The organism is Streptomyces sp. 11-1-2, assembly GCF_003595545.1.
In the GTDB taxonomy this organism is placed as follows: Bacteria; Actinomycetota; Actinomycetes; order Streptomycetales; family Streptomycetaceae; genus Streptomyces; species Streptomyces hygroscopicus_B.
In genome coordinates, this window is sequence record NZ_CP022545.1 from 1,064,612 (window position 1) to 1,084,154 (window position 19,543).

Consider the following 19,543-nt stretch of genomic DNA (forward strand, 5'->3'; position numbering starts at 1 on the left):
CTGCGCCGACCGCACCAGCCCCCACACCGGGGCCGCCGCCAGGTCGCGCGGATCCGCACCGTCCTCGGTCGCCATCGCACCCCGGGTGACGAACACCAGCCGCGCCTCGGCGAACCGGTCCTCGGCCAGCCATGCCCGCACCATCTCCAGGGCCCGGTGGGCCACCGCCCGCGTCGCCGGGACAACGTCCTCGCCGGAGACGGAGGACACCGGGACAAGCACCAGATCCGGCATCGGAGCGCCCGACCGCACATGCGCCGCGAGAGCGGTCAGGTCGGCGTACTCCTCCACCGACCCGTCGGCCGCGTTCAACGCCGCGGCCAGGCCGAAGTGATCCGGTCCGGCCACGGCGCACCGGTCGGTGGCGGGCGCCGGGTCGGTGGAGCGCTCCGGGTTGGTGGCGGACGCCGGAACCGTAATGGACGTTGCGACCCACTCCACCCGGTACAGCGACTCGTCGTCGGAGGGAGACGAGGCGAGCTGTGCTTCCGAGACCGGCCGGGTGACCAGTGCCTCCGCCGACGCCACCGGCGTTCCGGCGGCGTCGGCCACCAGCACGGACATCCCCTCGGCGCCCGTGCGGGCCAGCCGCACGCGCAGAGAGGTCGCGCCGGTGGCATACAGCGACACGCCGCTCCACACGAACGGCAGCCGGATCCCCTCGGCCCTCCCGCCTCCGTCCGCGGCGGCGCACACCAGCCAGGCGTGCAGCGCCGCATCGAGCAGCGCGGGGTGCAGCCCGAACCGGGCCGCCTCCGCCCGCGACTCCTCCGGCAGCGCCACCTCCGCGAAGACCTCATCACCCCTGCGCCAGACGGCGCGCAGCCCCCGGAACACCGGACCGTACGCCAGCCCGGTGGCCGCCACATCCTCGTAGAAGCCCTCGGTCCCGACCGCCTCCGCCCCCACCGGCGGCCACGCCTCCAGGCCCACCGGACCCGTCGCCCCATCGGCAGCGGACGCCAGGGCCAGCATGCCCTTCGCGTGGCACGTCCACGACGCGTCCGGGCCATCGTCACGGCGGGAATACACGCTGAACTCACGCTGCCCGTCCGGCTCGGGCCCGCTCACAACCAGCTGCGCCTGGACCGCCCCACCCTCGGGCAGTACCAGGGGCGCCTCCAGCGTCAGCTCCTCCAACCGATCGCAACCGACCGCGTCACCGGCCCGCGACGCCAACTCGACAAACGCCGTACCGGGCAGGATGACCCGGCCCAGCACCGCATGGTCGGCCAGCCAGGGATGCGTACGCAGCGACAGCCGACCGGTCAGCAAGAACCCATCGGAGTCGGGCAGCGGCACGGCGGCCCCCAGCAACGGATGCCCGGCCGGGTCCAGCCCCACCGACGCCACGTCGCCGAGTCCGGACGTCTCGGACTCCAGCCAGAAATGCGTGCGCTGGAAGGCATACGTCGGCAGATCCACCCGCTCCGCACCCGTCCCGGCGAACACCCCCGCCCAGTCGACGGACGCGCCGCCGACATATGCCTCGGCCAGGGAGGTCAGGAAGCGTTCCAGGTTGCCTTCGTCGCGGCGCAGCGAACCGACGGCGGTAACGCGGGTGCCGTGGTCCTCGGCGGTCTGCTCCACCCCCATCGTCAGGACGGGGTGGGCACTGGCCTCGATGAACACCTGGAAGCCGTCGGCCAGCAGAACACGGACGGTCTCGTCAAAGCGCACTGTCTGACGCAGATTGCGGTACCAGTACCCGGCGTCCAGTTCCTGGGTGTCCAGCACACCTGCTGTGACCGTGGAGTAGAACGGCACCGACCCAGCCCGGGAAGCAATTCCCGCGAGGGCTTGTCGAAGCTCGCCCTCGATGGCCTCGACATGGGCGCAATGCGAGGCGTAGTCCACCGGCACACGACGCGCCCGGATCCCCTCGCCCTCGCATACGGCCAGCAACTCGTCCAACGCGTCGGCGTCACCGGAGACCACGACCGCTGAGGGCCCGTTCACCGCCGCCACCGACAGCCGCTCACCCCATGCCGCGAGCCGCTCCCGCAACGTCTCCACCGGCAGTGACACCGACACCATGCCGCCACGCCCCGACAACGCCCGCAACGCCTTGCTCCGCAACGCCACCACCCGCGCCGCATCCTCCAGAGACAACGCACCCGCCACACACGCCGCCGCGATCTCACCCTGCGAATGACCAATGACCGCCGCCGGCTCCACACCGTACGAACGCCACAACTCCGCCAACGACACCATCACCGCCCACAACACCGGCTGCACCACATCCACCCGCTCCAACGCGGCCACATCGCCAAGCACATCCACCAGCGACCAGCCAACGAACGGCGCCAACGCCGCCGCACACTCACCAATCCGCTCCGCGAACACCGGCGAAGACTCCAGCAACCCCGCCGCCATCCCCACCCACTGCGACCCCTGACCAGGGAAGACCAACACCGCGTGATTCCGGGCAGTCGCCATCCCTCGCACCACACCAGGTGCCACTTGCCCCTCGGCCAACGCGCCCAGAGCGTTGATGAGGCCGTCCCCGGCGCCCGCCAGCACCACCGCGCGGTGCTCGAACACACTGCGCGTGGTCGCCAAGGACAGCCCGATATCGGCGGGCGAGACCTCTCGGCGCTCACGCACCTGCGCCAGCAGCCGCTCCGCCTGTGCCTCGACCGCGGTCTCCGACCGTCCGGAGATCACCCACGGCGTGATCTCCGGCGGTTCGCCAATCGAGGTGTCGACGGCGGGGCTGGGAGCGTCGTCGAGCGGGGCCTGTTCCAGCACGGCGTGGGCGTTGGTTCCACTCATCCCGAAGGATGAGACCGCCGCACGCCGCGGCCGTCCCGTCTCCGGCCAGGGCATATCGTCCGTCAGCAGGCGCACTCCACCGGTGGACCAGTCCACATGCGGCGACGGCTCGTCCAGGTGCAGTGTGCGCGGCAGCAGGCCGTGTCGCATGCCGAGCACCATCTTGATCACACCGGCCACGCCGGCCGTCGCCTGGGTGTGCCCGATGTTCGACTTCACCGAGCCCAGCAGCAGCGGCCGTTCCTCGGGGCGGCCCCTGCCATACGTGGCCAGCAGGGCCTGTGCCTCGATGGGGTCGCCCAGCTGGGTGCCGGTGCCATGTGCCTCGACCGCGTCCACCTCGGCCGCCGGCAGCCCGGCGTTCGCCAACGCGGCGCGGATCACCCGCTGCTGAGACGGACCGTTCGGCGCGGTGAGGCCGTTGCTCGCACCGTCCTGGTTGATGGCGGTGCCGCGTACCACCGCCAGCACCTGATGGCCGTTGCGCCGCGCGTCCGACAGCCGCTCCAGCAGCAGCACACCGACGCCCTCCGCCGGGCCGAAGCCATCGGCGGCGGCGGAGAAGGGTTTGCAGCGCCCGTCCGGTGCCAGCCCCCGCTGGCGGCTGAAGCCGACGAAGGTCCAGGGGGTGGACATGATGGCGGTGCCACCGGCCAGGGCCAGGGAGCACTCGCCCTGTCGCAGCGACTGCGCGGCCAGGTGCAGCGCCACCAGCGACGACGAGCACGCCGTGTCGACGGCGACGGCCGGCCCTTCGAAGCCGAACGCATAGGCGAGCCGACCGGAGGTGACGCTGAGGGCGTTGCCGGTGAGCAGGTAGCCCTCGACGCCGCCCGACGGCTGGATCGGGCCCGCGCCGTATCCGTGTGATCCGGCGCCCACGAATACACCGGTCTGGCTGCCGCGCAGGGAGGCCGGGTCGATGCCCGCGCGCTCGAAGGTCTCCCAGGACGTCTCGAGCAGCAGCCGGTGCTGCGGGTCCATCGCCACCGCCTCGCGCGGTGAGATACCGAAGAACGCCGCGTCGAATTCGCCCGCGGCGTCGACGAAGCCACCGTGCCGGGTGTAGGTCTTCCCGGGGGTGTCGGGGTCGGCGTCGTAAAGTCCGTCGAGCTGCCAGCCACGGTCCTCGGGGAAGCCGGATATCGCGTCACGGCCCTCGGTCAGCAGGTCCCACAGTTCCTCCGGGGACCGGACGCCGCCGGGCAGACGACACCCCATCGCGACGATGGCGATCGGATCGTCGTCCGGCTCGGCCCGGGTGACGGGCGCGGGTGCCGAGGGGGCGTCGCCCTCCCGGATGCCGAGCAGTTCCGCGCGGAGGTATTCCGCGAGCGCGGCAGGGGTCGGATAGTCGAAGACGAGCGTGGCGGGCAGCCGCTCCCCCGTGGCGGCGTTCAGCCGGTTCCGCAGCTCCACCGCCGTAAGGGAGTCGAAGCCGTGCTCCTTGAAAGAGATCTCCGGCTCGACCGCGTCCGGTGCGCTGTGGCCGAGGATGGTGGCGGCCTGCTCCTGGACCAGGCGCAACACCATCCGCTCCCGCTCCGTGTCGCCCACCCTCAGCAGGCGCTGCCGCAGTGACGCCTCCTCCGCTCCGGGCGCCGCCTGGGCCAGTGCGCGCCGGACCACAGTGGCCCGTTCCGGTCGGCCGTCGCCGGGCTTCGCTGTCGCGGCCGCGAACTGCTCTTCTGTCACCGGCCGCGCCACCAGCGCGTCCACCGTGGCCACCGGTGTTCCGGCCGGGTCGGCGACCAGCGCGGACAGGGTGTCGGTGCCCTTGCGGGTCAGCCGCACGCGGAGCATCGACGCGCCGGTCGCGTGCAACGACACACCGCTCCAGAGGAACGGCAGGCGGATGCCGTCCGCATCGCCCGAGAGGGGTGCCAGGCCCGTCTGCAAGGCGGTGTCCAGCAGAGCCGGGTGAATGCCGAACCGGGGCACGTCACCACGGGCTTCCTCCGGCAGCGCCACCTCGGCGAAGAGCTCGTCACCGCGGCGCCACAGCGCGCGCACGCCGCGGAACACAGGCCCGTAGGCCACCCCGGCGTCGGCCAGCCGCTCGTAGAACCCGGCGACATCGACGGCCTCCGCGCCCGTCGGGGGCCATACGCCGAGGTCGGCGACCGGGTTCGGGTCCGTGGCGTGGCTGCGGGTTTCGCCGTGGGCCTCGCTGTGCACCAGCGTTCCCGAGGCATGCCGGATCCACGGCCGGTCCGCGGTGTCCTCCGCCCGCGCGTACACCCGCAGGGGGCGCCCGCCGCCCTCGTCGGGCGCGCCGACGGTCAACTGGACCAGCACCGCGTCCTGTTCGGGCAGCACCAGAGGCGCCTCCAGCGTCAGCTCCTCAACGTGGTCGCATCCGGCCGTGTCACCGGCTCGCAGCGCCAGCTCGACGAAGGCGGACGCGGGCAGCAGGGCCCGGCCGAGCACGGAGTGTTCGGCGAGCCACGGATGCGTACGGAGCGAGAGGCGGCCCGTCAGCAGCCATCCGTCCGAGTCGGGCAGCGCGGTCGCCGCACCGAGGAGGGGGTGGTCGGCGGAGACCAGTCCGGCCGACGACACATCGCCCGCCGCAAATGAGGGCTCGACCCAGTAGCGCTGGTGCTGGAAGGCATAGGTCGGCAAGTCGACGCGTCGGGCACCCGTGCCCGCGAACATGGCCGTCCAGTCGACGGACACGCCGCCGACGTATGCCTCGGCCAGAGAGGCGACGAAGCGGTCGAGACCACCCTCGTCGCGGCGCAGGGAACCGACGGCGGTGATAGGCGTGCCGTGGTCCTGAGCCGTCTGCTCCACGCCCATCGTCAGGACGGGGTGGGCGCTGGCCTCGACGAACGTATCGAAGCCTTCGGCCAACAAGGCGCGGACGGTCTCGTCGAAACGGACCGTCTGGCGCAGATTGCGGTACCAGTACCCGGCGTCCAGTTCCTGGGTGTCCAGGGCACCTGCCGTGACCGTGGAGTAGAACGGCACCGACGACGAGCGCGGGGCGATCCCCGCAAGGGTCTGCTGAAGTTCGTCCTCGATGGCCTCCACGTGAGCGCAGTGCGAGGCGTAGTCGACCGGGATGCGGCGCGCCCGGATCTCGTCTGCCTCGCAGGCCGTCAGAAGTTCGTCCAGTGCGTCGGCGTCACCGGAGACGACGACCGCCGAGGGCCCGTTCACCGCCGCCACCGACAGCCGCTCGCCCCACGCCGCGAGCCGTTCCCGCACCGCCTCCACCGGCAGTGACACCGACACCATGCCGCCACGCCCGGACAACGCCCGCAGCGCCTTGCTCCGCAACGCCACCACCTTCGCGGCATCCTCCAGAGACAACGCACCCGCCACACACGCCGCCGCGATCTCACCCTGACTGTGGCCCATCACCGCATCCGGCTCCACACCCACCGAACGCCACAGCTCCGCCAGCGACACCATCACCGCGAACAAGGCAGGCTGCACCACATCCACCCGCTCCAACGCCTCCGCAGCACCCCCCCCACCCCGCAACACATCCCCGAGCGACCAGTCAACGAACGGCGCCAACGCCGCCGCACACTCACCGATCCGCTCCGCGAACACCGGCGAGGACTCCAGCAACCCAGCCGCCATCCCCACCCACTGCGACCCCTGACCAGGGAAGACCAACGCGACGCGGTCCGAGGCCCCAGAAGCCACCCCGCGCACCAGGCCCGTCGCCTCGCGGCCCTCGGCCAGTGCGGTCAGGCCGCTGACGAGCGCGGTACGGTCACCACCCAGCACCACCGCCCGCCGCTCGAACGCCGCACGCGTGGTGACCAGCGACAGACCGACATCCACGGACGCCGGACCGCTCTCGTCACCCACCACCGACAGCAAGCGCGCGGCCTGGTCCCGGAGTCCCGCCTCGGACCGCGCCGAAACCACCCACGGCACCACCGTCGGTTCCGAAGTGCCTTCCGTGTCGACATCGGACTCCACCGGGCCCTGCTCCAGGATCACATGGGCGTTGGTGCCGCTCACGCCGAAGGAGGAGACGCCCGCCCGACGGGGCCGGCCGGTCTCGGGCCATGCGGTCGGGGCGGTCAGGAGCTCCACCGCGCCCGCGGACCAGTCCACGTGTGGTGACGGCTCATCGATGTGCAGGGTCTGCGGAAGCAGGCCGTGGCGCATGGCCAGCACCGACTTGATGATCCCGGCCACACCGGCCGCGGCCTGGGTGTGCCCGATGTTGGACTTGACCGAGCCGAGCCACAGCGGCCGCTCCTCGGGCCTCTCCTGCCCGTACGTGGCGAGCAGCGCTTGCGCCTCGATCGGATCGCCCAGCGTCGTTCCCGTACCGTGCGCCTCGACCACATCGACGTCGGCGGCCGACAGCCGCGCGTTCGCCAGCGCCGTGCGGATCACCCGCTGCTGCGACGGGCCGCTCGGCGCGGTGAGACCGTTGCTCGCTCCGTCCTGGTTGACGGCAGAGCCCTTGACGACCGCGAGGATCTGGTGTCCGTTGCGCCGCGCGTCCGACAGCCGCTCCAGCAGCAGCAAGCCCACACCCTCACCCCAGCCCGTGCCGTCCGCGGCCGCCGCGAACGCCTTGCACCGGCCGTCAGCCGCCAGACCGCGCTGTCGGCTGAACTCCACGAAGAGTTCGGGGGTGGACATGACGGTGACACCGCCGGCAAGTGCGAGCGAGCATTCGCCTTGGCGCAGGGACTGTGCCGCCAGATGCAGGGCGACCAGTGATGACGAACAGGCGGTGTCCACCGTGACCGCCGGGCCCTCGAAGCCGAAGGTGTAGGAGATGCGGCCGGAGACGACGCTGGCGGCGCTGCTGGTGACCAGGTGTCCCTCGACATGCTCCGATGCCGCCTGGCGCAGGCTTGTCCCGTAGTCCTGACCGTTGCTGCCCACGAAGACGCCGGTCTGGCTGCCCCGGAGCAGTGTGGGATCGATCCCCGCCCGCTCGAACGCCTCCCACGATGTCTCCAGCAGCAACCGCTGCTGCGGATCCATCGCCACCGCCTCACGCGGCGAGATGCCGAAGAACTTCGGGTCGAAGTCGCCGGCTCCATCGAGGAATCCGCCCTCCCGGACGTAGCTCTTGCCATGCTCGTCCGGGTCCGGCCCGTAGAGCGTGTCCAGGTCCCATCCGCGGTCGGCGGGGAACTCGCTCAGCACCTCGCGTCCGGCGAGCAGCAACTGCCACAGGTCTTCCGGCGTCCGCACCTCGCCGGGGAAACGGCAGCTCATGGCCACGATGGCGACGGGCTCGTCGTCGGTGACCACAGCGACGGGCACCGCCGCAGCCGCGCCGTTCCGCAGCCCCAGCGCCTCGGTGCGCAGCAGTTTCACCAGCGCCGTCACGGTGGGGTGATCGAAGAGCAGGGTGCTCGGCAGGCTCAGCCCGGTGGCCGCGTTCAGCCGGTTGCGCAGAGTCACCGCCGCGAGGGAGTCGAAGCCAAGTTCCTTGAAGGCCCGATCGGCGTCGATGGCCTCGGGACGGTGGTGTCCCAGGACCGCTGCCACATGGGACCGCACGAACTCCAGGAGTACCCGGTCCTGTTCCGCCGTTCCCAGCCCGGCAAGGCGCCGGCGAAGCGATCCGTCAGTGGTGGTGGCCTCGTTGGCAGTGGCGGGTGAGCCATGTGCCATCAGGTCTTGCAGGAGTCGGCGCGAACGGGCGTCCGCCATCGTCCGGGCAACGGTGTCCCACTCAACGTCGGCGACGATCAGAGACGCTGCCGCCGGGTGGTTGACGCTCTTCTCCAGGGCGGTGACGGCCGATTCGGGGTCCATCGTGGGAAGGCCGTGGCTCCGCCACCGGTCCGCGACGGTCTCAGCCATGCCGTTGTCGGCCCAGGGCCCCCATGCCACCGAGGTGGCGGGCAGGCCCTCGGCCCGACGCTGATCGGCGAGCGCGTCCAGAACCGCGTTCGCCGCCGCATAGTTCGCCTGCCCCGCCGCACCCACCGTCCCCGAGAACGAGGAGAACAGCACAAACGCCGAAAGATCCAGCTCACGCGTCAGCTGATGCAGATGCCACGCCGCCTCCGACTTCGCCCGCAACACACCCTCGAACCGCCCCACCGACAACCCATCCAGCACACCGTCATCCAGCACACCCGCCGCATGCACCACCGCCGTCAACGGGAACTCCTCCGGCACCCCGCCCAACACTCCGGCCAGCGCCTCCCGATCACCCACATCACACGCCACAACCGTCACCCGAGCGCCCAACCCGCGCAGCTCGGCACACAGCCCATCCACACCCTCAGCCCCAGGACCACGGCGCGAGACCAGCAACAGATGCTCCGCACCCGCACCCGCCAGCCACCGCGCCACATGCGCACCCAACGCACCCGCACCACCGGTCACCAGCACCGTCCCCGACGGCGTCCACACCTCCCCACCCTGCGCACCCTCCGCCGCACGAACCACACGGCGAGCGAACACACCCGACGCCCGCACCGCCAGCTCGGTCTCGCCCGCACGGCCACTCACCGCGCTCACCAGCCGATCCGCCACCCGCCCATCCCACACCTCGGGCAGGTCGAGCAGGCCACCCCATCGCTCCGGGGCCTCCAGCCCGGCGACCCGGCCCAGGCCCCACACCGCCGCCTGCTCCACACTCGACGGACTCTCCGCACCGCCTGTCGCCACCGCACCCCGCGTCACACACCACACACGGCCACCCACACCCGCATCTCCGACGCCCTGCAGCAGGGACAACGTCAACGCCAGGCCCAACGGCACCGCCCTGTGCTCGCCATGCCGTCCCTCCGCCAGCGCCAACAGCGACAGCACACCTGCGGCGTCGGAGACTTCGGCTTCATCCTGAGCCTGGCGCAGCCGGTCCGCCATCACCGCACGATCGGCGTCACCATGCCCAAACTCGACGACGATGGGCAGGGCGCCTCGTCCGGCCAACGCGGCCACGCAGTCCGCAACCCACACATCCCCGGCCAGCCCAGCGGGCACCGCCACCAGCCACGTGCCTGTCAGCGAACCCACCACGTCCGAAACTGGCGACCACGACACCCGGTATCGCCAGCGATCGGCCATATGCATCATCGCCGGGGCCGTGGCGGTACGGACCGGCTCCAGCCAGAAGCGCTCCCGCTGGAACGCATACGTCGGCAACTCCACACGGCGAGGGCGGGCCGGGGCGAACAGGGCTGACCAGTCGACGTGCCGCCCCCGTACATAGATCTCGGCGAGGGCCTCCTGCATGGAGGCTACTTCGCCCCGACCATCGCGCAGCACCGATGCGAACACCGCGTCGGACGCGCACTCCTGCCCCATCCCGGACAGCACCCCATCCGGGCCGAGCTCCAGGAAGGTGGTGACTCCCGCGTCCACCAGACTCCGCACCCCGTCCGCGAACCGCACAGCCTCACGGACGTGCCGCACCCAGTACTCCGCCGAGCACAACGCCTCGGCATCCGCGACCGCGCCCGTCACATTCGACACGACCGGAATACGCGGAGACGCATACGACAACCCCTCCGCCACCTGCCGGAACTCGGCCAGCATCGGCTCCATCAACGGCGAGTGGAACGCATGCGAAACACGCAGCCGCTTCGTCTTCACCCCGCGAGCCTCCAAGAGCCCGGCGACCTCAGACACCGCCTCCCCGGCACCAGAGATCACCGTCGAACGCGGACCGTTGACCGCCGCCACACTCACCTCAGCCTCACGACCCGCCAGCAACGGCAACACATCGGCTTCGGCGGCCTGCACCGACACCATCACCCCACCCGACGGCAACCCCTGCATCAACCGCCCACGGGCCCCCACCAACACACACGCATCCGCGAGTGACAACACACCCGCCACATGCGCAGCAACCAATTCACCAATCGAATGCCCCGCCACAAAATCCGGCCGCACACCCCACGACTCCACCAACCGGAACAACCCCACCTCCACCGCAAACAACCCACACTGCGCAAACACCGTCTCATCCAACCCCGACAAATCCCCGAACACGACCTCCCGCAGCGGGCGCGCCAACACCCCCTCGAAATACCCACACACCTCATCAAACGCCTCCGCGAACACCGGGAACGCCTCATACAACTCCCGCCCCATTCCGACCCGCTGACTACCCTGACCCGAGAACAACACCGCGAGCTTCCCCGGCACCACCGAACCCCGCACCACACCCGCCACCGGTACGCCATCCACCAACGCGCCCAGCCCAGCCGCGAACCCCGCACCGTCACCCGCCAGCACCACCGCCCGCTCATCGAGGGCCGCCCGAGTCGTGACCAGCGAGGAGGCCACGTCAACGACCGACGCCGCGGTGTCAATGCCGCCATGCACCGCCGACAACAACCGCTCCGCCTGCGCCCGCAACGCACCCTCGGACTTCGCCGACACCACCCACGGCACCAGCGCCGATTCCTCGAGCTCGTCGGTCACCGGCTCGGCGACGCCCGTCTCTACGGGAGCCTGCTCCACGATGACGTGGGCATTCGTGCCGCTGATGCCGAACGACGACACACCCGCACGCCACGGACGATCCGTCTCCGGCCACACCACCGCATCCGTCAACAACTCCACCGCACCCGCCGACCACTCCACATGCGGCGACGGCTCATCAACATGCAGCGACTTCGGCAACACACCATGCCGCATCGCCAACACCATCTTCATCACACCCGCCACACCAGCAGCCGCCTGCGTATGACCGATGTTCGACTTCACCGACCCCAGCCACAACGGCCGGTCCTCGGCGCTCCGCTCCCGCCCGTAGGTCGCGAGCAGCGCCTCGGCCTCGATCGGGTCACCCAAGGCCGTGCCCGTGCCGTGTGCTTCGACCGCGTCCACGCCAGCGGGCGAAAGCCCCGCGTTCGCCAACGCAGCGCGGATCACCCGCTGTTGTGAGGGCCCGTTCGGCGCGGTCAGACCGTTCGACGCACCGTCCTGGTTGATGGCGCTGCCCCGCACCACCGCGAGCACCTGATGGCCGTTCCGCCGCGCGTCCGACAGCCGCTCCAGCAGCAGCATCCCGGCGCCCTCGGCCCATCCTGTGCCATCCGCCGCCGACGCGAACGGCTTGCACCGGCCGTCCGGGGCCAGCCCCTGTTGCCTGCTGAACTCCACGAACAGTCCTGGCGTCGACATCACCGTCACCCCACCGGCGAGCGCGAGCGCGCATTCGCCCTGGCGCAGCGACTGGACTGCCAGATGCAGGGCCACCAAGGACGACGAACAGGCGGTGTCCACCGTCATCGCCGGGCCCTCGAAGCCCATGGTGTAGGAGATACGGCCCGAAGCGGCGCTCACGGTGTTGCCGGTCAGCAGGTAGCCCTGCAGCTCGTCCGAGGCGTCGTGCATCCGCGGTCCGTAGTCCTGGGACATCGCGCCCACGAAGACACCCGTCCGGCTCCTCTCCCGGCCGGCCGGGTCGATCCCCGCACGTTCGAAGACCTCCCATGAGGTCTCCAGCAAGAGCCGCTGTTGCGGATCCATCGCCAGTGCCTCGCGCGGCGAGATCCCGAAGAAGTCGGCGTCGAAGTACCCGGCGTCGTAGAGGAATCCGCCTTCGCGGGTGTACGTCGTCCCCGCTCGCCCGGGATCGGCGTCATACAGGCCGGACAGATCCCAACCCCGGTCCTCCGGAAACGCCCCGATGGCGTCGCCGCCTGAGGCGATCAGCTGCCACAGTTCCTCGGGCGACCGCACACCACCGGGGTAACGGCAGCTCATGCCCACGATCGCGATCGGCTCGTCCGGGGCCACGCCGACCGGCACCGACGCCGTTTCCTCGCGTCCATCGTCGCCCAGGAGGGTGCCCCGCAGATGGCGTACGAGTGCCCGGGGCGTGGGGTGGTCGAACAGCAGCGTGGTCGACAGTCGCAGTCCGGTGGTGGTGTTCAGGCGATTTCGGAAATCGACGGCGCCGAGCGAGTCGAAGCCCAGTTCCTTGAAGGTCCGACCGAGGTCGACGGCTTCCGGCCCTTCGTACCCCAGCGCGGTGGCGACCTGGTCACGCACCAGATCCGCCAGCATCTCCCCTTGCTGGACATCGTTCAGCGCGGCGAGACGTGTCCGCAGGAGGGACGCCGCATCGGTCGCCGATGTGCTGGTCTCCTTGACATCGGAGTCGGTCGCATCGGCCTCGCTGTGCGGGCTCGGCTGCGGCAGGGCCTGGGTGTCCAGCCAGTACCGCTTGCGCTGGAAGGCATACGTGGGCAACTCGACCCGCCGAGCCCCCGTCCCCGCGAACGCCCCCGCCCAGTCGACAGAGGTCCCGCCCACGTATGCCTCGGCCACGGACGTCAGGAAACGGTCCAGGCCACCTTCGTCACGGCGCAGCGACCCGACAGCCGCCACCTCATAGCCATGATGTTCGGCGGTCTGCTCCACACCCATGGTGAGCACCGGATGGGCGCTGGCCTCGATGAACGTGTCGAAGCCATCCGCCAACAGGGACCGGACGGTCTCGTCGAAGCGCACCGTCTGACGCAGATTCCGGTACCAGTACCCGGCATCCAGCGCGGTCGTATCGAGCACGCCACCGGTCACGGTCGAGTAGAAGGGAACCGACGACGAGCGCGGGCTGATCCCCGCGAACTCCCGCAGCAACTCGCCCTCGATAGCCTCGACATGGGCACAGTGCGAGGCGTAGTCCACAGGGATGCGACGCGCCCGGATCTCCCCGCCCTCGCACACCCCCAGCAGCTCGTCCAGTGCGTCGGCATCGCCGGAGACGACGACCGCCGAGGGCCCGTTCACCGCCGCCACCGACAGCCGCTCACCCCATGCCACCAGGCGGTCCCGTACCGCCTCCAGGGGCAACGACACCGACACCATGCCGCCACGCCCCGACAACGCCCGCAACGCCTTGCTCCGCAACGCCACCACCCGCGCCGCATCCCCCAACGACAACGCACCCGCCACACACGCCGCCGCGATCTCACCCTGCGAATGACCCACCACCGCCGCAGGCTCCACACCACACGAACGCCACAACTCCGCCAACGACACCATCACCGCCCACAACACCGGCTGCACCACATCCACCCGCTCCAACGCCTCCGCAGCACCCTCCCCACCCCGCAACACATCCACCAACGACCAGTCCACAAACGGCGCCAACGCCTCCCCACACTCACCCACCCGCTCCGCGAACACCGGCGAAGACTCCAACAACCCCGCCGCCATCCCCACCCACTGCGACCCCTGACCCGGAAACACCAACACCGCACGCCCATCAGCACCGGCCACACCCCGCACCACGCCCGCCGCATCCCGGCCCTCCGCCACCGCGGCCACACCACCGACCAGACCACCCCGGTCCTCGGCCAACACCACCGCACGATGCTCGAACGCACTACGCGTCGCCGCCAGGGAGAACCCGACATCCTCGGCCGACAGCTCAAGCCGGTCCTCCGCATACGACGCCAGCCGACCAGCCTGCGACCGCAACGCCGCTTCGGAGCGCCCCGACACCACCCAGGGGATCCGGCCCGCGGTGCCCCCCGGGGCGGCTTGCGCCGCGTCCCGAGCCGCCGCCTGATCCGGGGCCCCGGAGAGCACCACATGGCAGTTGGTGCCGCCCACTCCGAAGGAGCTGACCCCAGCGGTCAGCGCCTCTCGCGTGCCCGAGTCAGCGGTCCACGGTTCGGTTGTCGTCTGGACGCGCAGCTTCAGCCGGTCCAGCGGAATGTCCGGGTTGGGCGTCCGGAAGTTGAGGCTGGGGAAGAGTTCGCCGTGCTTGAGACCCAGGGCCGTCTTGATGAAGCCGACGACACCGGCCGCGCCCTCCAGATGGCCCACGTTGGTCTTGGCCGACCCCACCAGCAGCGGGGCATCCGTGGGCCGCCGGGCCGCGCCCAGCACCTCGCCCAGGGCGGCGGCCTCGATCGGGTCGCCGACCTTCGTGCCGGTGCCGTGGAGTTCCACGTACTGGACCCGGGCGGGGTCGACTCCGGCCTGCCGGTAGGCGCGCCGCAGGAGGTCCTCCTGGGCGGCCTGGTGGGGCGTGGTGAGGTGGTCGCCGCCACCGTCGTTGTTGAGCGCGCTGCCGCGGATGACGCAGTACACGGCGTCCCCGTCGGCGAGGGCGTCGGCGAGGGGCTTGAGGACGACGGCGCCGCCGCCCTCGCCGCGTACGAAGCCATTGGCGCGGGCGTCGAAGGTGTAGGTGACGCCGTTCGGCGACAGACCGCCGAACCGCTCTGCGCTGACGCCGCTTTCGGCGGCGAGGTTGAGATGGACACCGCCGGCGATCGCGAGGGACGTCTCGCCGCGGCGGATGCTTTCGCAGGCCAGGTGGATGGCCGCCAGCGATGATGCCTGGCCGGCGTCGAGGGTGAGGCTGGGGCCGCGCAGGCCGAGGTGGTAGGAGACGCGGTTGGCGATGATGCCGCGGTGGAGTCCGGTGAAGCTGTGCCGGTCGATGGCCGCCGGGCCGCCCCGGCGGATCAGGGTGGCGTAGTCGTCCGCGATCACTCCGATGTACACGCCGGTACGGCTGTCGCGGAGCCGGTCCGGAATGATTCCGGCGTCTTCGAGGGCCTCCCAGGTCAGTTCCAGGGTCAGTCGCTGCTGGGGGTCCATGGCCGCGGCCTCGCGTGGCGATATGCCGAAGAAGGCGGCGTCGAAGTGGTCGATCCGGTCCCGGTCCAGGAATCCGCCCCGGCGGCCGAGGTCCGCGTCCGTGCCCATTCCCCACAGTCCCTCGGGGGCCTCCGTAATGGCGTCGGCGCCGTCGAGGAGCAGTTGCCGGAACGTGGCGGGGTCGGGTGCTCCGGGAAGGCGGCAGGACAGTCCGACGACCGCGATCGGCGCGTCCGTGGTGCGCGGCGAGGTGCCGTCGGAACCCTTCATGAGCGTGACTCCCTGGATTCAGGAACGTAGGACGCCGGGCGCACACCAGCGCAAGGCGAAGGTCTGCGCCGCGTCCGGGCAGGAAAACGGGACAGGAGAACGAGATGACGAAGCGGACGGGGAAGGGACGGGGCATGGGTGGGCAGGGTCCTCCCGCGTGGCGGATGCCACGCGGGTTCCTCGTGGGCGGTGACCCGTAAACCGTGTCCCGTATCCCGTGGGCCGTGACCCCTGGCCCGTGTTTCCCCAGGCTTCGTGTTGTCTTCGGGGGGCTTGCGCGTGGCCTAGTAGATGCCTTCCGGCGCCGACCGCACGACCTGCAGTGGCTTGACATTGGCGACGCCGTCACACGGCCACTCCGCGCCCGTGTCGTACCGCACCGCGAGGTCGCGCTCCAGCACATTGGGCAGGAAGAGGTCGTCGTGCAGGACGTTCAGCCGGACCTGGCCCTGATCACCGTATGCGACGACCTTGGACCAGTCGTCCTTGTCGACGACCGCCATGGTCACCTGCGGGTAGTTCGGCAGGTATGGCATGAGGGTGCCGTCGTCCACCGCGGGCAGGCCCACGGTGTTGCCGAAGGTGTTGGCGTAGGTGACGACGACCAGTCCGCCGCCCAGGGCCTTGTGGAAGGACCTGCGCATGGCGGGGGTGGCATGTGTGCCACTGAGCCGTACGCCCTTCAGCCGCGCCACCAGGTCTGGCCTTGCCTTGATCAGCGCCTGCAGCAGGGCCGGGGTGGTGACGAGGTAGTCGATCGGCTGATGTTCCAGGACCGAGGCCATCTGCTCGGTGAGATGGACCGTGTACTCCTGCGCTTCCTTCAGCCTGCCGTCGCGGAGCAGCCGCTTGACCCAGCGAGGGTCGAAGTCGATGCCGTACACCCGGCCGTCGTAGAGGTCCGCCAGGTCCACGGCGCCGTGTCCGATGAGGTGCGGGCCGGTGGGGGTGGCCTGGAGCCAGTTGCGGCCCGGTTCGAATCCCTCGCGCTCGATCACCCAGCGTCGCCATGCGGCGCGGTGCTCGAGCATCGGCTCGGTGTAGTAGACGCGGCAGGGGTTGCCGGTCGTGCCTCCGGAGTCCCAGACCCGGCCGGTCAGAGGCCGGGGCACCGCCTGGGGCACGAGCTCGGCGGGGTCCAGGGTGCGCAGGTCGCCCAAGGGCATCGGGCCGAACGCGGACAGCTCGTCGTAGCGGGTGATGTCCCTTGGGTCGATGGCGAGTTCGGCGGCGCGCTTGAGCCAGTAGGGGGTGCCGGTGTCGGGGTCGAAGTGGCGGCGGAGGACCCGGCGTGTCCAGGCGTCGATGTCCTGCGACAGCCACTGGTCGATCTGCTCGGTCACGTCCTTCACTGGGTCACCCCGGCTTCCGTGGAGGGAAGTTCGATGCCGAAGTCGTAGACCGCGGTCATCGCCTCGAAGACATGGTCCGGTGATTCCACGTGGACCACGGGGAACGACGCGTTCTGGAAGGTGCCGAACGCTGCGGGGCCGAGTACCAGGCCCAGTTCGGTGCCGCTGTCCTCCAGGCCGCCGATCATGTGCGGGACGCTCACGGGGGCGGTGGGGTTGCGGCGGAAGAGATCGCGGATCTCCTCAGCGGTGGTGAGGGCCTTGCGCTCCATGCACGAGTGCACGGGCACCCGTGGGTCATGGAAGGTCATGGCGTCCAGCGTGGGCTCGAGGTAGTCGCTGATGTGCTGCTGGAGCGGCGAGTGGAAGGCGGCACCGTGGTCGTCGGACACATGCAGGGCACCGGCCGGGAACCCGGCCCCGAACCGCTGGAGGGCCGAGCGGTAGCCACCCAGCAGCACCATGCGCTCGTGGCCCGTGCCCACCTTGCCGAGGTCGGCGGAGAGATACACATCGGCGACGTCGGCGAGCAGGTCGTCGGTGGCGGTGTCGTACGGGACCCGCAGCATGGCGACGGCCTGCGGGCCGGCGTCCGCGGCCGGCGGGGGAACTTCCCGCAATCGCATCAGAAGGGTGAAGAGTTCCTGACGTTCGACGGCTCCGGCGATAGTCGCACCGACCAGTGCGCCGAAACTCAGTCCGCATACAGCGGCCGGTGTTATGCCGTATTCCTCGGCGAGAACATCCGCAATTCCTAATACGGCAGCGGCCTGACGTATGGCGCCGACACCTTGTCGGTGTTCCTGTCCGGGTTGCCGTTCTTCTTCGAATATGCGCTGGACGTCGATACCCGTCCACTCGGCGATCTGTTGATAGGTGTGCTGCACGCTCGGAAAGAGTTCATACAGCTCCGCGCCGGCTCCCGGCTGATCGTTCATACCACCGTCGAGGACATACGCAAGCGTCACCCCGAAACCCCCGTTTCCGCCCGTTCGCACCGGGCAATAGCATGCCGCATCACCGCGGCATCCCATGTAACTGCTCCCCCGCGCCCCCGAGATCCCCGTTACGCAAGCGGGTCCCAAGAATCGCCCAGCTGTTCGCGTGGTGTCATCAAACATCCCGTCGCCAAGGCCTGTCAAGCAAGATCGACATGCCTCGGGTCACCCGTGTTTAGCCCCGGTCGCCCTCATTGCGCAACCGTATTTCCGCGCCCTCACGGGGGCCGCCGAACTCCTCCCAGACCTGGTCAAGGGCCTTGACGAACATCTCCACCTCGGCAGTGGAATGCACGGCTCCGGGTGCCACCCGCAGGATCTCCTCGCCGGCCCGCACGCTCGGCGCGTTGATCGCCTGCACATAGATGCCATGCCGCTCCAGCAGCGCCGCGGACATCCGCTTGCACAGGGCCTCGTCCCGCACCAGCACGGACACGATGTGGGTGAGGTCGGAGATGAAGGGGATCCGGCGCTCCTTGAGTTGACGGTGCATCAACTGTGCGTTATCCCACAGTCGTTCCCGCTCGACCTCGGAGGAGCGCAGATGGCGGACGGCGGCGAGGGCGGCCGCGGCGACGGCGGGCGGCATCGCGGTGGTGAAGATGAAGGAGCGGGAGAACATCCGCACCGCCTCGATCACCTCCGCCGGGCCGGCGATGTACCCCCCGTTGGTGCCGAAGCCCTTGGCCAGCGTGCCCATGATGAGGGTGAACCGGTCGGCCAGGCCCTGGCGCGCCGCGATGCCCGCGCCCTGCGGACCGTACATGCCCACCGCGTGCACCTCGTCGAGGAAGGTCATGGCATCATGGCGCTCGGCGAGGTCGGCGATCTCCGCGAGCGGCGCGATGTCGCCGTTCATCGAGTAGACGGACTCGGCGACGATCAGCTTGGGCACGTCGGGGTCGGCGGCCTCGAGCAGCTGCTCGAGGTGCGCGGTGTCGTTGTGCCGGAAGATCCGCTTCTGTGCGCCGCTGTGGCGCAGGCCGTCGATGATGGAGGCGTGGTTCAGCGCGTCGGAGAAGACGACGCACCCCTCCATGCGGCCGGCGACGACGGACAGCGCGCCGTCGTTGGCGGTGTAGCCGGAGGTGAACAGCAGCGCGTCGTCCTTGCCGTGGAGCGCGCTGAGCTCCTTCTCCAGCAGCACGTGGTAGTGGTTGGTGCCGCCGATGTTGCGTGAGCCGCCGGCACCCGCCCCGTACTGGTCGACGGCTTCCTTCATGGCGTCCAGGACGGCGGGGTGCTGGCCCATGCCGAGGTAGTCGTTGCTGCACCAGACGCTGATCTGGGAGGCGTCCTCGACGCCGCTGACGCTGGCGGCGGGGAACTGACCGGCGAGCCGTCCGATCTCCAGGAACTCGCGCTTTCCACCGTCAGAACCCTCGGTGAGGCGCGAAAACAGGTCCAGATATTGAGTCGTCACGTCCACTCACTTCGCTTTTAGGCTACTGGGGACCGTGCAGAATGCGGGATGAGCCGTGTCGACCCCCCGTCGGCGCCAATCTACATGCGGTGGGCCGTCAATCGGTATGCCGAATGGCAACCTGAGGGCGCCCAACTCGGTTTCACGGCAAGAAACTGACAGGCGGATGGAAGAAGGTTGCCATGCCGGGGGCGGGG

4 protein-coding genes (1 of these 4 only partly in view) are annotated in these 19,543 nt (G+C 70.2%); all 4 read right to left on the bottom strand.

Features of this window, described 5'->3' with window-relative positions; genetic code table 11:
- Nucleotides 1–15,573: the start of a type I polyketide synthase gene (locus CGL27_RS51475; RefSeq protein ID WP_119984712.1), read on the bottom strand. It extends 22,107 nt beyond the left edge of the window; the window shows 15,573 of its 37,680 coding nt (coding positions 1–15,573); its start codon is at nt 15,571–15,573; the stop codon falls past the left edge of the window.
- A gap of 284 nt (nt 15,574–15,857) precedes the next feature.
- Complete coding sequence (locus CGL27_RS04510) at nt 15,858–16,925, bottom strand: arylcarboxylate reductase (RefSeq protein ID WP_119984713.1); 1,068 nt, start codon at nt 16,923–16,925, stop codon at nt 15,858–15,860.
- A complete protein-coding gene (locus CGL27_RS04515) occupies nt 16,922–17,863 on the bottom strand; it encodes an ACP S-malonyltransferase (protein WP_162952870.1) in 942 nt (313 codons plus the stop codon). The genes CGL27_RS04510 and CGL27_RS04515 overlap by 4 nt, the downstream gene beginning before the upstream one ends.
- Before the next feature lie 235 nt (nt 17,864–18,098).
- A complete protein-coding gene (gene hemA, locus CGL27_RS04520) occupies nt 18,099–19,346 on the bottom strand; it encodes a 5-aminolevulinate synthase (protein WP_119984717.1) in 1,248 nt (415 codons plus the stop codon).
- Between the last annotated feature and the right edge of the window lie 197 nt (nt 19,347–19,543).